Origin of the sequence: Pseudarthrobacter sp. NamE2 (assembly GCF_005796205.1) — a bacterium.
Lineage (GTDB): Bacteria > Actinomycetota > Actinomycetes > Actinomycetales > Micrococcaceae > Arthrobacter.
In genome coordinates this window covers 120919-137201 of sequence record NZ_VAHN01000001.1, presented here as the reverse complement: position 1 = coordinate 137201, position 16283 = coordinate 120919, and the positions used below count along the sequence as shown (strand labels likewise).

Sequence of the window (16283 nt, the reverse complement as noted above, 5' to 3'; positions counted from 1 at the left end):
CCAGGCATCCCTCCGGATTGCCGGGGATCGTCACCCGGGAGCAGGGGGCCGCATTCTTCCAAACGGTCATCCCAGCGTACTCTCCTCCCTGCCGCCCCGGAAGAACCGGGTTGGCAGCCCTGCAACTTGCCGCCGGGTTGCGCGACCATTAAGCAAACGCCAGGGCGCGCAAAGCGGCACGCATGAGAAGGAAGGGAGCATCCCGTGGAGGAACACAGGTCGGTCATCGCGGGCTATGACGGCTCCGACGAGGCCGCGGCCGCCATCCGCTGGGCGGCGCGCCATGCCCGGCAACGCAGCCTGCCCCTCCATGTGGTGCACTGCTCCCTGTGGCCGCTGCTGACCAGGAATTTGGGCCCTGTTCCGGGTGTGGCTGGCAGTGGACTGGAGCGGGCAGCAGAGGCGGTGCTGGAAGAAGGACTTCAGATCGCGCAGGCAGCCGCTCCGGCGCTGGACATCGACGCGACCCTGCTCCATGGACTGCCGGCTTCACATCTCGCGGCGGTCTCGGCCCGCCAGGAACTGGTAGTGGTAGGAAGCCGGGGGCTGGGCGGATTCCTCGGACTGCTGGTGGGATCCGTGAGCCTGGAACTCGCGGCGACCGCGAGCTGTCCCGTGGCTGTCATCAGGTCAGACCTGCACCCTGACGGTCCGGTCGTCGTCGCCGTTGACGCCTTAGGTTCTCCTGCCGCCTTATCAGACGCCTGCACGTTGGCCTCAGCAGCGCAGGCCGCCCTCACTGTGATCCATGTGCACCAAACCCCCGCCGGATACGCGCATCACGGCCGGCACTGGGGCGGGGACGCTGCAGGAGCTGTGCTTCAGGAGGCCCTCCACCGGGCACGGAAGCAGGCGCCCTCCGTTCCCGTGGATGGCTCAGTCCTGCATGACGTGTCGGTCCCCCATGCCATCCTCGAGGCCTCGGCCGCTGCACGGATGGTGGTTGTCGGCACCAAGGGACAGGGACTCCTCAGGGAAACCATCGGTTCAACGGCCCACGCTGTCCTCCACCACGCGCAGGGGCCGGTCCTCGTCTCCCGCCGGGGAGGCAGCTATTGAGCGGCCGGAGGCACATCAGCCGGCGGTTCCTTGCGACGCCCGCCTAAGCTGATGGTGTGACCGGAAGATCGCCCGCATGCAGCGAGCACAGGTGCGGAAATGGGTGAATGGTGGCAGCGGTGATCTTGGGTTGGGACACGAGCCGGCGGGACCGCTGGGACTATCGCGACGTCGTCGAACACGTCGCCACGTACGGCCGCGTCCTGCAACGTTGGCAGGTCGGCGCCTACCGGGACATCCGGCTGGACACGGAAGCCTGGCTCCTGGCGGCAGGCAGCACCGATGCAAGTTCCGGCCTGATCGGACACGGCACAGTTGAATCGGAACCTTATGATCCCTCCCAGCCGGGTGAGCCGGGGAACACCTGGTGCGTCACGGTCGCTTTCGATGCCCTGCTCGCCCTGGGCGACCAGGTGCGTCCCGATGTTTTGCGCGAAGCCGTGCCCGGCGTCGACTGGGCCACTGCAGCCTACAGCGTCACAGCCCTACCGCCGGAAGCGGAACCAGCCCTCCGCCGGCTGTGGCGGGACCAGGGGCCGGAAGTTTACGGCCCCGCCAGGCTTGTCCCGGGAACATACCCGTCCCATGCGGTCAGCAGCGCAGCAGTTAACCGCTACGAGCAGGACCCGGATGCCCGTCGGGTGTGCCTGGCATTCCACGGCACGGCCTGCGCCGCCTGCGGTTTTTCCTTCGAGGCCTCCTACGGCAGCATTGGGGAAGGTTTCATGGAGGTCCATCACACGGTGCCTGTTTCCCTGCTGGACTCCGGCTACGCGCTCGATGCGGTGACGGACCTTGTCCCCCTTTGCGCCAACTGCCACGCCATGGCGCACCGGGGTGCCGGCACGCCGCGGACCGTCCAGGAACTGCGCAACATCCTGGCCTCCGCGGGGCACCTGCGGGGTGACGTGGTGACCAGCCAGGAACTGGAAGCCCGGGAGAACGCCCGGCGGATCCTTGAGGCGCGCAACGACTGACAGTACAGCTGCCTTAGCGCCCCGCCAGCGCCTGGAAGAGTGCCGCACCCATCCCGGCGCCGTTGGCCAGCATCATGAAGCCCACCGCCGGAATGCCGAGCAGCCAGGCAGCCCGCCGCCGTCGTGCCTGGTTCTCCAGTTGGTGCAGCCTCGTAAAGGTGTGTTGCAGCGCTGCCGGATCGCCAGGGTGGGCGGGGCGGCGGTGCCAGGTGCCCGGCCGGGCCGCCGCTGCAGAGATTCGCGCGACCTCCTGCTGGTCCAGCACGTCCGGACACCGGTGCAGCCAGCGCAGCAGCTGTGCGTCGGTGACCACCGCCGCCTGTTCCGGACGCGCCTTGATAGTCAGGCTCTTCGGGCCAACAACAACGACGACGCCTGTCACCTCCACAGGAAAGCCCGCCGCAGTGGTGAGGAGTTTCGATGCCCTCGACGCTTCATGCGCAGAGTTGTAGAGGTGCCGCGTCTTCTGCCCGGCTACCATCAGCGTGCGGCCCGCCACCCAGACGGGCTGGCCCTCGTGGTTCTTTGTGTTGAGGGTGAAGACGCCGGCGGGCCCCACCAGCACGTGGTCGATATCGGACGCCCCGGTTCCAACCGGCACGGCGTGCAGGACCAGCCACTCCGGCCCGAGCCGCTGAAGCAGGCGTCCGACGGCGATTTCGCCGAGCGCCCCCCGGTACCAGGGCAGCCCTTCCGGGCTGAGCGGGCTGGCACCGAAGATGCGCTGCAGGACAGTGCGGGGCCGCAGATGCCCGGGACCCGCCAGCAACTCTTCCATCACCGCCTGCCCCGGAACCCGCTCGCCGAGATGTGCTGGCCTTTCGCCGGCAGTGGTCATGCTTCTCCCCCAGTTTTTGTTATTGACCAGGGGAAGCTTATGGATGCAGCGCAGCGGACACCAGCGTTGTCGGGCGCAAGGCACCGATCTTTCCGGAATGCTTGGGCAAAGCTGCGGAAAGCCATGCACCGGCGCCCGCCGCCGGTCGCCGACGGATCCTAACCTACCGGCGCGGCCAGCTCTTCGTCCTCGAGGCTTTCCTCCAGGCCAAGTCGGGCCAGCAGCAGCGGGTCATCGAACACCTCCGCAACACTTTCGATGAGCACCGGCGGCACCCGGAAGTGGGTGTCGATGGTCAGCAGCCCGAGCTCGGAAAGTTCTTCGAGCCGGCCCATCACCACCCTGGTCAGCTGGGCTGCGGCTTCCTGTTCCGATTCCGGGGCGTGGTCGGGAGCAGCGAGGAACCGGGCCACCAGAGGCGGTTCCGGAGAGGCTGCCGCCAGCAGAAGGGATACCAGCAGGGCAGCGATAGTGGTCTCCCAGGGCTGCTCGGGATGAAGCCGGAGCACTGCCTGCCGCAGGAAGGACTCAGTGAACATCCTGAAGTCATCCAGCTGCTGCGCTGGCTCGCCGCCGAGGAAATGTCCCGGCTCCTCGAAGGGCACCACCTTTGTTGGCTTGACCCTGACCAGCTCGACGTCCTGGAGCACAGCCCACATCCGGGCCAGCAGCGGGACCTCGTACATGCTCCGCACGGCCAGGGTGTCGACCGAAGAATTGTCCTGGTTCGTTTCACCTGTGGCGGCTACTCCAACACAGGCGGCCGCCGCCTCAATATCCCGCAGGCGAAGGGCACCCGTTCCTGTTACCGGCTTCCCGTCACCGATCCACTGGAGCAATGCTGTGGCCTTCTGAATCAGCGGAAGGCCGGAGAACCCGGCGAGCGCCTGTTCCTGGGAAATGTCCGGGACCTGAATGCCGGACTGCCCGCCGTCGTCGGCGAGGCCTTCAAAGAAGTCCAGGACTTTGGCCAGGTGCTCTTCCGTTCCCGTCCACCTGTCGGTTTCGGACAGGAACTCGATGTAGCTGCGCACGGCGTCCACGATGTAGGCAGCCAGCTCTGATTCCGGCACTTCGGCGTCCTGCCCGGCCTCAGTATCCGTCACTGTTTGAGCGACTGCCTCGGCCAGGGCGGGCGGGTCCAGGTTTGTGATGTCCGTTGTCGCCGTGGCGTCCAAATAGCGGCTCAGGACGGGTTCCATCAGCTTCAGGTACTCCAGGGCAGCGTTGGCTGCGCCGGGCATGCCGTCGTCGAACCACTGCACAAAAGCCGGCGCCAGGGAGTCCAGGGCACGTCCGGCGCGGAACGAACTCAGGGATACAGACCGGGAGCGCTGCTTTCCCGCTTTGCCTTTTGCATCGCGCCTTTTCTTGCTGTTCTTGCCCACCGTCTGCCTGTCTCCTGGAAAAATGTAGCGGGTTCGACGCTACTGATTCCGACGGCGGGAAGCCAGTTTGCTGCCGCGGGTACGGGTAGTGCGCTCCTTTGGAATGAGTACCGGCTACTCGGGTGCTGCGTAGTAATCAGCTATAGCGTGGTGGTCAGAGCCGGCGACGAGGGCGTTCGTCTGAGACCGCGAACGCCTCCCCCCAGCCGTCGCCGGCTCCACAACTGATCCGGACTTTGACTCAGACATACACGGAGGATTCCAAAGGAAACCAGCATGGGCCGTCGACGTGCAGAAGCCGCCCCAAGCTATCCGCGATGGGTGTGGTTCGCCGCGGCGGCCGCAGTTGCACTCCTGATCCTTGGCGGCGCGTTTGCGGTGCGGACGCTGCTCTTTCCTGCAGAGTCGGGCGACGGCGGGACAGCGGGGGGCGCCGGAAGCAATCCGCCGGCAGGCGAACCGCTGGCACAGGACCGTCCCGCCGCCGTCGCCGGCAGTTCCCCCTGCATAAACCTGAACATTCTCACGTCACTTGAGAATGCTGACATGGCGCGGGCGCTGGCAGCCGAATACGCGGCGAAACCCCGCAATGTGGACGGTAAGTGCGTGAAACCCACGGTGGCGCAGGAGAAGTCAGGGACAGCTGCGGGCAAAACCGCGGCGCAGTTTCCCGGTGTGGATCCCGCCGACCGGCCTGCAGTGTGGCTTCCTGATTCCTCCGCGTGGTTGCGTACCGCGGGGGCAGGCGAGGGTGGCAGCTCTGTTCCTCAAGAGGGAGTCAGCCTGGCACGGAGTGCGGTGGTTGTGGCCATGCCTGAATCAATGGCTGCCGCCCTCGGCTGGGACAGCAAACCGCCGTCGTGGTCCAATGTCTTCAGGACAGCGGAGGACCAGGATGTCTGGGCGCGACTCGGCCACGCGGACTGGGGAAAGTTCAAGTTCGGCAAGGCCAGCCCGCTGGTGTCGACGTCGGGCCTGATGGCACTTGCCGCCTCCTACGACGCTGCGGACGGCAACATGCAGGGCCTGGATGATGCCGACCTCAAGGCCCCCTCACTGGTTGAACGGGTCCGCGCGGGGGAACTGCGCACCAGCCACTACATGGCCACTCCGGAGCACTTCCTGTGGCATGTTCGGGAGGCGGACGACGCCGGCAACGTGTCGGAATTCCTCTCGGCCGTCATCGTGGATGAAAAGTTTGTGTGGGATTACAACCGTGGGGTCGTCAGCGAAGACGGATTGACCAAGCAGTCCGGGCCCGCGCCGAGCGAGCCCCTTCGCGCCATCTACCCTGCAGGCGGTGTGCACGTGGCGGACAACCCCGCAGTGATCCTTGAGGGCGAGTGGGTGGGAAACCAACAGCGCCTTGCGGCCCGGGATTTCCTCGCGTTCGCGGTGACGGAACAGGGCCAGAACGTCGTCAAGGCCTCCGGTTACCGAACCATCCAGGGTGAGCTTGACCCGGCGGTGGCGGGCACAGGACGTTACCCTGAGGGGCTCCAGCCGCTGCCCCTGCCCGAGGCGGAGACCCTCGTGGCAATGCAGGACAACTTTCCGGAAGTCCGCAAACGGGCCAGGGCGCTGTTCCTGCTGGACGTTTCGGAGTCCATGATCCAGGAGCAGGGAGTCACCAAGCTGCAGCGCGCCAAGGATGCCGTCGTCAAGGCGCTGAACCATTTCACGGGTGATGACGAGGTTGGACTTGCCGCCTTCTCGCATGTCGACGACGGACCGTTGCAGCCGGGCATCGTCAGCCCGGTGGCCCCGCTGAGCACCAACAAAGCAGACATCACCGCGAAGCTCAACGAACTTCAGGCCGTGGACGCCACGCCCCTGTTCGAGGCGGTCAGCCGTTTCGCAGGCGATCAGGCGAAGGACTACAAGGACAGCTTTATTAACACCATCGTGCTTCTCAGTGACGGCAAGAACGATTCCACACATCAGGGTGACCTGCCCGGTCTTGCCGAACAGCTGCGCCACCAAAACCACACAACCCCGGTACTCGTTTTTACACTCGCCTGGGCCGGAAGCCGACGTACCGACGCTCCTGGAAATAGCCAAGGCCAGCGGGGCGCACTACTACGACGCCACCGATCCGAACAGACTGGAAGAGGTTTTCGGCGAACTGGTAACCAGCTTCTGAATGTGCTTGGCGGTGGACCAAACCGGAAGAAAATTCCTTTTAGTGGACCTCTGGCGTAAGGGGGACTTGAAAATATTAAGCTAAGCATGCTTATGATGTTCTTAGCCGAATGCGAACGGCTGCCACAACCAGAGGAGGAAACACCATGGGACTGGGCGACAAGATTGAGAACGCTGCCGAGAAGGCCGGCGGCAAGGGCAAGGAAGCGACTGGCGCAGCCACGGGCGACGAGAGCCTGCGGACCGAGGGCCAAACCGACCAGGCCAAAGGCGATTTGAAGCAGGCCGGCGAAAAGGTCAAGGACGCCTTCAAGAAGGACTGACCGCTTTCATACCATAGGGCGCACCCAGCGAACGGGGTGCGCCCTTTGTTGTGCCGGAACCCCTATGGCATGCCGCTCAACTGTGCAGTGCCGGCGACCGTGACAGTGCGAGTGCCCATCCGCCGGCCACTCCAATAGCAAGCAGTACGGCTATGAACCCGACGGCCGGTGCACTGGGCCACGCCAAGGCCTCGCCATAGCGCAGCAGGGCAAGCGCCTGCAGAATGACGAAAGCAACCGAGGTAATGGCGACGGGGCGGACCATGCGAAGGTCGGCACTCAACTGGCCCTGGGCGGCAGCCCACCCAAGACCCACCAGCCATGCCCCGACAGCCCTTGCTGTAAGTTCGGACAGTGGCCATGGCCACCAGGCGGCGGCGGGAACGGGTGCGGTCAGGAGCGCCACACCATAAACCAGCAGTACAGCGGCGATTCCCCCCAGGAGCAGCCGGAGCGCAAGGGGCAGCACTGGCCGTCGTTCCGTTGGAGACTTTTGCCCAGGGCGGTGGGACAGGACCTGCATCCGGCTGATGACGAGCATCGCCACGGGCACGCCGGCATAGATCGCGAGCCACGCCCAGGCGGCTACCTGGGCAAGCAGGGCAACGCCCGGCGACAGGTGGAAGCGATCGAGATGAAGCAGGGTGACTCCGAGGGTCAGGGTCGTGAAGACGAACACCGGCCATACGGCCAGCTTCGCTGTGCCCCAATCAGCTGACCGGGCACCCGTCACCTCCAGGCCAGCACTCGCCCAGTATGCGGCCCCGAGGAACACTGCCGTCATGGGCGGGTTGACTGTCCATGCAAACCAGTCCGCAGTCCGGAGCGGAAACACGAACAGCACGAGCCCGGCAAGAAACACGAGGAATGCAGCGACGTAAAGCAGCCGGCGCATTGGTGCGATCACCGGTGTGGCATCAGTTGGTGCGGACATCACCGGGCAGCTCTCCGCGTGCGGTTGCTTCATTAGCGGCAGGGGGCGGAGCAGGCAAGGGGTTCTCGGCCAGGTAGGTGTGCAGCATCGAGACCACTGTGGCGCCATCCCCCACCGCGGTGGCCACTCTCTTAATCGAACCGGCACGCACGTCCCCGATCGCGAAGATGCCGGGCATGCTGGTTTCCAGCGCCAACGGCGGCCTGTCCGGCCGGGGGTACCCGGTGTCACCGGCATACAGGCTGCCACCCGTTCGCAGGAAACCAGCCGGGTCGCGTTCGACGGCGTCAGGCAGCCAGGAGGTCCGCGGCACCGACCCGATCAGGACGAACAAACCGCCAGCTTCGATCTCCTCTCCCGGGCTTGCGTCGGCGGCTCCGGACGCGGCGATGCTGATTGCGGAAAGGAACCCGTCCTGGTTACGGGCCCCCACAACCACCGTGCCATAGCGGATCGCAACGTTCCGCGTGGCCTCGAGTTGGGAAATGAGGTACTCAGACATGGTGACAGCGAGACTGGGTCCGCGTACCAGCAGTGTTACCTTCTTCGCATACTTGGCCAGGTGCAGAACAGCCTGTCCAGCCGAGTTGCCGCCGCCCACAACGCAGACATTTTTACCGGTCATCGACGGCGCCTCGGAGACTGTCGCCCCGTAGAAGACGCCTCTGCCGACCAGATCCTCGAGCTGGGGTATGCCGAGACGCCGATAGTCCACGCCGGTGGCCACCACCACTGTGCGGCAGCGTACAACGTTGCCATCGGAAATCGACACGGTGTACAGGGATCCGTCCACGCTAAGCCCCTCAACCTTCCGCAGGAACAGGAAGTCCGTGCCCAAAGTCCAGGCCTGGTGGAATGAGCGATAGGCCAGGTGGGCGCCGCTCACACCGCGGGAAAAGCCAGGGTAGTTGCGGATCAACGAACTGGTGCCGGCCTGGCCTCCCACGGCCTCTCCCTCCACGACCATGGTGGAGAGGCCTTCGGAGGAGGCATATACGGCGGTGGCGAGTCCGGATGGGCCGGCTCCCACGACAACCACATCGAAAATTCTGTCCGCCGGTGGCGGCCGGGTCACCCCCATCGCCTGGGCGATTTCCAGGTCGCTGGGGTTCTCGAGGACAATCGGTGGAGCGGTGAATTGCAGCACCATGACCGGCAGCGCGGGGTTCTGCAGGTCGAGGCTCTCCAACGTCCGTTGCGCGATTTCGGATTCCACGGGGTGGAACACGGCGGGGATGTGGTTTCGGCTCAACGAGTCGCGCAACGTGTGAGTCCTTCCGTCGCCCACCTCCCCGATCAGCCGGACCGCCTCAAAGGCCACCCCCTGGGCCAGGTGCCAGTCGTCAAGCGCGTCGGTAATCGCTCCATGGAATTCTTCATCGCGCGATCTTTCAGGACGTATGATCAGCAACTCGGCGTATCCCTGCGCGATGGCCCGGAATACGGTGGGCGCGCTGGCGAAATCACCCCAAGTCACCACTACCGCACGCTTGGCGGCCGGATGGAAGCCATAGGCACGCCGGAGAAAATCGAGTCCGCCGCGGTCAGCAGGTCCGTAGCACGCAAGTATGAGGGCGATCGGACGCTCCCAGCGGCGAAGCCCCTCGAGCACCGCCCGCCCATGCGCGTAACTGGCGCAGGCCACCACCTCGTAGTCCGCACCGTAGCGTCGACGCAGCTCATCTCCGAGAATGCGCCGGGAGGCGGGGTCTGTGGTTGCCAGCAGCATGATCGGGACCGAGTCATCCATGGCCGCCGTCTTTCCGGTTCAAGGGTTCGGTGCCGCTCACGATACTCGCGCCCGGACATGGGCGACAAGGGTTGCCACCCCGTCATTCCGACGATGCGGCGTTTCTGCCACAATAGCTCCCGACGGCGGCCAAACAGGATGGTCTGAGCTATCTCGATCGATGCACAATGGAGGACTCCATGGATTATCGCGCTGTTCCGGGAATCAACCTCGCCGCCACGCCGAGTGGAACCGGGTGTCTGGAGTGCCTCAGCGGTGACGGGCCGGGATGGTGGCTGCATCTTCGCCGCTGCGCCGAATGCGGCCACATCGGATGCTGCGACTCCTCACCGTCCCAGCATGCCAGTGCGCACGCGCGCGCTGTTAGCCACCCCGTCGTAAAGTCGTTTGAACCCGGGGAGGACTGGTTCTACGAGCACACCAAAAAGAAGTTTTTCCGCGGCCCGCGGCTTCCGGATCCTCAATCCAGGCCAGTCGAGCAGCCGTCACCTGGCCCGGCGGACAAGGTGCCGGCAGACTGGCGGGAGCGCCTGCGCGGGTAACCCCGGATCGAGAACCGTGAGCATTGCTGGCCAAACCAAGTTGGGCCCATTGATGTGCTTGCATCGTTAATTAGCCGGCGTCTTCAGGGCAAAGTGTTCCGCCAGTGATCCCGCCAGTTGCCAGTAAGCTCCATATCGAAAGTCAATCGCTGCTTGGAGCTTAGCCGTTCGGTAAATCGTGCACCCGCAGCCCTTTCACTCACTGCAGCTCCACGTGATTGGCGACGAGTCCGAAGCCCGAGCATCTCCTCGTGTTCACGCAGCACCTGCAAAGCAAGCCCCATGTGGGCGAAGTCCGACTTGTCTCTGCGTAGCTTCCCAAGAGCGAGACGTTCGCGCTCTATGTGGTATTGCCGTTTCATCAAATCCATGTCTGGCAACCGCGCTGCTGGCAGGGCGTTCAGAGCGATAGCCGAGTCAACGAGGAGGTTAAGCCGGTTTGCCTCCCTATCGGACTCCTCACGGTTGCTGCCATAGACATCGGCCAGAGCGCTCCACTTCAGGATCAGGTTATTCAGCATGCCTTCCTCGTTCAGTGCCGAAGTCAGTGCCGAATGTTCAAGTTCAATGATGTCCAGCACAAGCGACGGAGGGAGGCTTCGCTCCCGTTCGTGCCCCACTTCCAGGAACCTCTCGACACGTGCTGCAGTTGCGCTGAAGCTGCGGATCCAGCTACGCGCCATCGACTTGCTAATGCACCAGGATGCGCTTCTTCCGGCCCGGCCTGGCCGGCTCAGCTGGCGGGACTGACTGCTCAGGGCCGGTTTCAGGCCTCGCGTCCCGTGACGTTTCATACGTTCCAAGTACTTCGCGACCCGTAAGGCCGCCTAATCCATCTGAAAAACCAGAAAACCTCGTGATAGCGGGTCAGGTGAGGTGCCTAGGAAACGACTCATTGGGGGAATGATGAAACGGGTCCTAGTTACAGTGCTAGCTGGAATCCTGACCACGGGACTTACCGGCTGCACGTACACCGATCCCGGGCCAGAGCAAGAAACCCGGCAGGTGGAATCCCCCGCGACTCCAAGTTCTGCCCCGTCTACGTCAGCCATCCTAGAGGGGAATTTTCAGTCCCAGGCTGCCGCCACCACCGGCACAGCCACACTCGAGATCAGCGATTCCGGCGCGGTTCTGCTGCTTGAAAACATGTCAACTGACCCCGGCAAAGATCTTCGCGTCATGCTTCAGTCCGGGAATTCTGACTCGCAGGGCCGGCGGCGAGCCCACATTGTCGTCATCGAGGATGGTCGAGATCGGCCCGTTCCGAGCCGCTGCCCCCCATCGCTTCGTGATGGACTCCCAGATGTGGGACACCATAGGAGCCGGTCCTGAGCGTATTGATCTACGACTACGCCACCAAGACCACGTACGGCACCGCAAACCTCAGCGCTACTCCGAGCTCCGCTCCTACCACAACTGTGAACGAGGGCTAAGTTCACATTGAACCAGTCCGAGGCCCGCCGCCCGTGGACGTTCGCCGGGGTGTGCGTCATGGTCCCCGCTCTGACGCTGATGGTGTTCAACCTGGCCGACCCGGTGATCCGGTTGCTGCCTTGGTACGCGGCCACGTATCTGCTGATCGGGGCCTGCATTTTTGCTCCCACCGGCAGGTTTCCGTCGCTGCGGCAGGCCGTGGCGTTCCTGCTTCCCGGCGTCCTGCTCGTGCCGCTGGCTCTCACAAACGTGGGCTGGTGGTGTGGCGCCTGGCTGCTCGGTCTGCCGGCCTGGGGGCTGCTCCTGACCCGGTGGACGCCGGAGAACCCGCTCCCTGCCGTGCGGGTGCTGAAATTCCTTGGGTTGCTGCTGCTGGGCATGACGATCTTCACGTTCAACAACATCATCTACCCGGTTCCCAGCCTGGGCCTGTTCCTGCTTCCGATCATTCCCCTAGTACGGCTGGCCGACCCTGAGTACTGGGTGAGACCTCTGCAAGCGGCCGTGGAAGTCCTCCTTGCCGTGACTGCCGTCGTGATCGCCTTTACCATCCCCACCCCCGAAGGGTCGTGGTCTTCGCCCTGGATCTACGCTGGCGGGGCGGCCACTGCAGGGCTGATGATCGCCTGGTGGGCCCGGGGACTCCCCCGCCGTTCCCCGGCGAACGCACCTCCGTGACGGAGCCATCGTCTAGGTCTGCGACCCGAGGGGCCCGGTGCCGGACTTGCCCTCGACAAACCCGTCAGCCGAGCCTACTCTGGCCTCGCAAGAATCCGACGATGATGACGGAGGCGCCGAAATGGGAGCACAGGAAAACGCCGCACTGGTTCGGCGAGGCTATGAAGCATTCAGCGCTGGCGACATAGATGCGCTTAGGGACCTGTTTCCCGAGGACGCGGTGTGGCATGCCGCAGGAAACGGCCCACTGTCCGGGGTCAAACAGGGGCGGGATGCCATCCTGGCCTATTTCGGCGAACTCTTTTCGCGGTCCAACGGGTCGGTGAAGGTCACCGTGGAGGACGTGGCACCGGGTGACAGGTACACCGTTGGCGTTCAGTTCACGCATGCCGAGCGCAACGGCAAGACCCTGGACCAACGACAGGTCATCGTATTCAGCATCTCCGACGGGAAGGTGGCCGAGGGCATTGAAATGGCCGGGGACACCACCACGGCGGCCGACTTCTGGACCTGAACTTGTTGCCGTGCGGCCAGTGGGCGGACTTGAAAATCCAATACTAAGCATGCTTAGTTTAGATAGCCGAATGCGAACGGCTGCCAACCAGAGGAGGAAACACCATGGGACTGGGCGACAAGATTGAGAACGCTGTCGAGAAGGCTGGCGGTAAGGGCAAGGAAGCTGCCGGCAACGCCAGCGGCGATGAGAGCCTGAAGGCTGAAGGCCAGACCGACCAGGCCAAGGGCGATCTGAAGCAGGCCGGCGAGAAGGTCAAGGACGCCTTCAAAAAGGACTGACTGGCAGTACGGGAAGGGCGCGCTCAGCGAATGGGGCGCGCCTCTTTCGTGCCGTTCGGCATGCCCTCGTATCAGAGGATCCGCTGGAATATGCGATGGTCCTGCCAGAGCCCGGCGATCCGCAGATAGGCTCGGGCTGTCCCGTAGGGCTCAAAACCGTTCTTCTCCAAGACCCGCTGTGACGCTGTGTTGTGTACCAGGGTGGCGGCCTCGATCCGGTGCAGGCCCAGGTTGTCTTTGGCGACACCTGTGGCGGCTGCGACTGCCGCCGTCATGATGCCCGCCCCTTGCAGAGTGTGGTCGATCCAGTAACCAAGGTGGGCGTTCTGGAACACGCCGCGCACGATCGAGCTGAGTGTGAGCAGGCCGAGGACATCACCATCCCGCACCAGCACCATCGGCAGGGCAGTTCCGGCGGCGACTTCCTGGCGCTGCCGGGCAATAACATCCTGCTGCCCGGGGACCGTGTAGAACTTGTCAGGCCGGATGGGCTCCCAGGGCGCAAGGTGTTCCCGGTTTCTCAGGAAGGCTGCTGTCAACGCCCCGGCATCCGATGTCTTAACCGTCCGGAGCAGAACGCCGGCGGGAAGCTCAGAGGAGAGGTCCATCTGTTCACACTACCCAGACAGAGCTCGTCATACCCGGCTGGCGTAGCCTAGGGAGCAACAACTATGTGGGGGTAGTAATGAATCTGAGCCCAGCTTTGGCCTCATCGGCGTCCTGACGCGATCTTCACGATCGTCGTGGCCGCCCTGACGGTCTACGCCCTGGTGTTGGCCATCATCTTCCTCCGGCTGCGGATCGCCGAGCTGAAGCGGGTCGCCCCGCCGAAAAGCAGCTCGCTGAATTGATGGGGACAGACAAGGTCGAGGTGAGCCGCCGGGACAGGTTGATGTTTGGGGACCTACAGCGCAGCCGGGACGGCCAGGTGCTCAGCATGGTCGTAACCGCGGAGCTGAAGGATCTCACGGCCCGCCGCGGGATGGTGGCCCACTACGGGAATGGGTTCGCAGATCTGGCAGGCTTCTTCGCTGACCTTGCCGTGAACTGGCGTGGCTGGAGCGGACCAAAGAGGTACGAATCCGTTGAGGGGGACCTGTTGTTGGAGGCTGCCCACACGGGGAGTCATGTCGAGCTAGCCTTCACACTTCAGGATCCCTCACTCCACGACATCTGGTCAGTACGCGGCAAGCTGACGCTCGACCCGGGGGAAGAGCTCACGGACGTCAGCGAGAACCTCAAAGAGTTGTTCGCACCCCCGCAGCGACCAGCCCCTTGACCCAGAGGATTCACCACACCCGGATCCACAGTGGGGGCTGATGCATCGCAAGCATCAGCTGACCCCGCGAGTCACTGCTACCGCAGCGCCGCACGCAGCCGTTCCGTAAGGTCTTCGAGAAATTCGCGCCATCCGGGTTCGTCGGCGTCATCCCACAGCTCGGCCAGCTCGGACTTCTCCCCCGCTACCCGTTCGACGGCCTCCAGGGCGAGCTCCACATCCTCGGCAGTGATCTCTGCCCCGTGCGTGGTCACCCAGTCGACGACGTTCTCAGGCAGCTCCGCAGCCGGATCGCCCTGGCAGGCTGCAGTGATGTCGGCGGCCGCGATGGCGACGCTACCCTCAGAAGCTTCAACGTAGCCGTTATTCGCTTTGGCCAAAGCCCCGCGGACGACGTCCGCTCCGCCGCCTTCGAGCTCGTCCAGCCAGTCCAGTGCGTCGTCGTTTTCAAACGGCAGGTAGCCCCATGCGCCCATCGGTCCTTCCGGTTGCCGGTGTGCTGGCACCAATATGGCAGATCCTGTTCGAATTTCTGAGTACCCACACGGATTCCATGGTCCTACGATGGCGGTATGGATACGCCGTCTGGCCCTCACGTTGTCCGTGCAGATGAAGCCGAGGCCACTGGAGAACCAGGGTTCTTGGACAGGTACCTTCTTGAGAGCGCGGCTTCCGCCGGCAGGGTTGCACTGGTCGAACACGTGCTCGGACCAAGGATGCTGGCCGCGCCCATGCACCGCCATGGCCGCGAAGACGAATACTCGTTCGTGCTGGCCGGGACGCTGGGTGTGATCGAGGAGGGCATCGAGGTGACGGCAGGGCCGGGCGACCTGGTGGCCAAGCCGCGGGGGCGCTGGCACACCTTCTGGAATGCCGGCGAGGATGAACTGCGCGTGCTTGAGATCATCGTTCCGGGCGGCATTGAAGCACTGTTCCGCCGGCTTGCCGAACCCGGCGGGGAATACTCCCCGGAGACCCTTCCCGCCCTCGCGGCCGAGTATGGCGCCGAGGTGGACTTCGACGCGACCATGCCGTTGGTCGAGCGTCACGGGCTGATCGTCTAAAAGCTCGCCGCGGACACTGCGGGCCCTCACCGTCATTCCGGCTCCTATCCTTATTCCTGGCCTCGTTACCCGAATAACGGCGGGGTTCAGAAACGGCACCGAAACGGTCAAGAATGGCGCTCAGAAGCCCTGGGATTTACTGGCGTGTGACCCGGCCGGTGCGTTCTTTACGGTTCCGCCTAGAAGCGGCAACAGACCTCGTTTCCTGTGTGCGTGATCCCTAATCTTGAGCTGTCCAACCACACCACTCCCCTCTTGGATGGCACCAATGAAAAAACTCCTACTCTGGCTCACCGCGCTCCTCGCAGTCGTTGGGCTGGGCATCGTGGCACCGGGGCCCGCTTCGGCTGCCACCTCGTATTGCGGTCTCGAATGGGGATCCCTGGCTAAAACCGCGCCCGGGATGAGCTCCGCATCTGTCACCAACGTCCGCACCGGGCAGCAACCCTGCTTCGACCGGCTGGTGGTTGACCTCAACGGCCCCGTGAAGGGCTACACGGTCCGGTACGTCCCGGAAATCATCCAGGACGGCTCCGGCTTCACGATCCCGGTGTACGGCAACGCACGGCTGCAGATCACCGTGAACGCACCCTCGTATGACAACAACGGCAACCTCACCTACAACCCGGCCGCGAAGGCCGAGCTGTCCAACGTGGCCGGCTACCAGACCTTCCGGCAAGTGGTCTACGCCGGAAGCTTCGAGGGCTCCACCAGCATCGGCCTGGGCGTCCGTGCCCGGCTGCCCTTCAGGGTCTTGACTCTGGACGGGCCAGGGGCAGGCTCCCGGCTGATAGTGGACGTTGCCCACCGCTGGTGACGGAATCCAAGAAGGTGCCGCACGCCCCTAATAGGACTTGCGGCACCTTCTCCGCGATGTCCCATGCACGACCGTGGGCCGGTCCCCCAAACGGCTGGCACCGGCCCACGGCGGCGGCCCCACCCCTCCAGGACCGCCTTCCCTGCTGTCGCGCATCGTTGGCGCAGCAGAGGGTTTAGCCCGCTTCCGGGGGGTGTCCTTCTGGTGGCGGGATGATGCCGCCGGTCGATGATGAGCGGCGTGTGAGTTCTGCGTCGACGAGA

Annotated in this window: 18 protein-coding genes; 11 read left to right on the top strand and 7 right to left on the bottom strand. The window is 64.3% G+C overall.

The genetic code is table 11. The features are described from left to right. The first annotated feature begins 204 nt into the window (after nucleotides 1–204). On the top strand, nucleotides 205–1059 hold the full coding sequence (locus FDW83_RS00650; RefSeq protein WP_138135696.1) for a universal stress protein: 855 nt from the start codon (nucleotides 205–207) through the stop codon (nucleotides 1057–1059). A gap of 119 nt (nucleotides 1060–1178) precedes the next feature. Then, nucleotides 1179–2036 (top strand): HNH endonuclease, encoded by an 858-nt coding sequence (locus FDW83_RS00645; RefSeq protein WP_240720789.1) that lies wholly within the window; start codon nucleotides 1179–1181, stop codon nucleotides 2034–2036. A 13-nt stretch (nucleotides 2037–2049) separates the two neighbouring features. Here FDW83_RS00645 and FDW83_RS00640 read toward each other — a convergent pair whose 3' ends face one another. Both FDW83_RS00640 and FDW83_RS00635 read right to left on the bottom strand, forming a co-directional pair. Continuing rightward, nucleotides 2050–2874, bottom strand: a complete 825-nt coding sequence (locus FDW83_RS00640) for a nuclease-related domain-containing protein (RefSeq protein ID WP_171027397.1) — start codon at nucleotides 2872–2874, stop codon at nucleotides 2050–2052. A gap of 158 nt (nucleotides 2875–3032) precedes the next feature. Continuing rightward, complete coding sequence (locus tag FDW83_RS00635; RefSeq protein WP_138135694.1) at nucleotides 3033–4262, bottom strand: hypothetical protein; 1230 nt, start codon at nucleotides 4260–4262, stop codon at nucleotides 3033–3035. A 276-nt stretch (nucleotides 4263–4538) separates the two neighbouring features. Between FDW83_RS00635 and FDW83_RS00630 the strand changes: the two genes are divergently transcribed. Then, entirely contained in the window at nucleotides 4539–6464 is a 1926-nt protein-coding gene (locus FDW83_RS00630) for a VWA domain-containing protein (protein WP_138135693.1), read from the top strand. Nucleotides 6465–6550: 86 nt separating this feature from the next. After that, nucleotides 6551–6727 (top strand): CsbD family protein, encoded by a 177-nt coding sequence (locus tag FDW83_RS00625; protein WP_138135692.1) that lies wholly within the window; start codon nucleotides 6551–6553, stop codon nucleotides 6725–6727. 76 nt (nucleotides 6728–6803) lie between these two features. On the opposite strand, the gene FDW83_RS00620 is transcribed toward FDW83_RS00625, so the two are convergent. Together FDW83_RS00620 and FDW83_RS00615 are read right to left on the bottom strand one after the other, a co-directional pair. Next, a complete protein-coding gene (locus FDW83_RS00620; protein WP_138135691.1) occupies nucleotides 6804–7661 on the bottom strand; it encodes a hypothetical protein in 858 nt (285 codons plus the stop codon). Continuing rightward, nucleotides 7645–9411 (bottom strand): FAD-dependent oxidoreductase, encoded by a 1767-nt coding sequence (locus FDW83_RS00615; protein WP_138135690.1) that lies wholly within the window; start codon nucleotides 9409–9411, stop codon nucleotides 7645–7647. The genes FDW83_RS00620 and FDW83_RS00615 overlap by 17 nt, the downstream gene beginning before the upstream one ends. Before the next feature lie 179 nt (nucleotides 9412–9590). Here FDW83_RS00615 and FDW83_RS00610 point away from each other — a divergent pair, with 179 nt between their 5' ends. Next, a complete protein-coding gene (locus FDW83_RS00610) occupies nucleotides 9591–9953 on the top strand; it encodes a UBP-type zinc finger domain-containing protein (protein WP_138135689.1) in 363 nt (120 codons plus the stop codon). 83 nt (nucleotides 9954–10036) lie between these two features. Here the strand turns inward: FDW83_RS00610 and FDW83_RS00605 are convergent, their stop codons facing one another. Continuing rightward, nucleotides 10037–10534 (bottom strand): hypothetical protein, encoded by a 498-nt coding sequence (locus FDW83_RS00605; protein WP_138135688.1) that lies wholly within the window; start codon nucleotides 10532–10534, stop codon nucleotides 10037–10039. Between the two features lie 859 nt (nucleotides 10535–11393). Between FDW83_RS00605 and FDW83_RS00600 the strand changes: the two genes are divergently transcribed. From FDW83_RS00600 to FDW83_RS00590, 3 genes are all read left to right on the top strand, one after another. Beyond that, nucleotides 11394–12065 carry a hypothetical protein gene (locus FDW83_RS00600; RefSeq protein ID WP_138135687.1) on the top strand — a complete coding sequence of 224 codons (672 nt, stop codon included), beginning with the start codon at nucleotides 11394–11396 and terminating at the stop codon, nucleotides 12063–12065. A gap of 121 nt (nucleotides 12066–12186) precedes the next feature. Then, entirely contained in the window at nucleotides 12187–12579 is a 393-nt protein-coding gene (locus FDW83_RS00595) for a nuclear transport factor 2 family protein (RefSeq protein WP_138135686.1), read from the top strand. A 104-nt stretch (nucleotides 12580–12683) separates the two neighbouring features. Then, the gene (locus FDW83_RS00590) at nucleotides 12684–12860 is read left to right on the top strand and encodes a CsbD family protein (protein WP_138135685.1); all 177 of its coding nucleotides are present in this window, start codon (nucleotides 12684–12686) and stop codon (nucleotides 12858–12860) included. A gap of 71 nt (nucleotides 12861–12931) precedes the next feature. On the opposite strand, the gene FDW83_RS00585 is transcribed toward FDW83_RS00590, so the two are convergent. Then, nucleotides 12932–13468: a GNAT family N-acetyltransferase gene (locus FDW83_RS00585; protein WP_138135684.1), complete on the bottom strand. Its 537-nt coding sequence runs from the start codon at nucleotides 13466–13468 to the stop codon at nucleotides 12932–12934. Nucleotides 13469–13710: 242 nt separating this feature from the next. Between FDW83_RS00585 and FDW83_RS00580 the strand changes: the two genes are divergently transcribed. After that, entirely contained in the window at nucleotides 13711–14139 is a 429-nt protein-coding gene (locus FDW83_RS00580; RefSeq protein ID WP_171027396.1) for a DUF6228 family protein, read from the top strand. A gap of 77 nt (nucleotides 14140–14216) precedes the next feature. Here FDW83_RS00580 and FDW83_RS00575 read toward each other — a convergent pair whose 3' ends face one another. Beyond that, the gene (locus FDW83_RS00575) at nucleotides 14217–14615 is read right to left on the bottom strand and encodes a DUF4259 domain-containing protein (protein WP_138135682.1); all 399 of its coding nucleotides are present in this window, start codon (nucleotides 14613–14615) and stop codon (nucleotides 14217–14219) included. Between the two features lie 165 nt (nucleotides 14616–14780). Here FDW83_RS00575 and FDW83_RS00570 point away from each other — a divergent pair, with 165 nt between their 5' ends. Next, complete coding sequence (locus FDW83_RS00570; RefSeq protein ID WP_205754646.1) at nucleotides 14781–15203, top strand: cupin domain-containing protein; 423 nt, start codon at nucleotides 14781–14783, stop codon at nucleotides 15201–15203. A gap of 268 nt (nucleotides 15204–15471) precedes the next feature. Beyond that, nucleotides 15472–16020, top strand: a complete 549-nt coding sequence (locus FDW83_RS00565) for a hypothetical protein (protein WP_138135681.1) — start codon at nucleotides 15472–15474, stop codon at nucleotides 16018–16020. The last annotated feature ends 263 nt before the right edge of the window (nucleotides 16021–16283 follow it).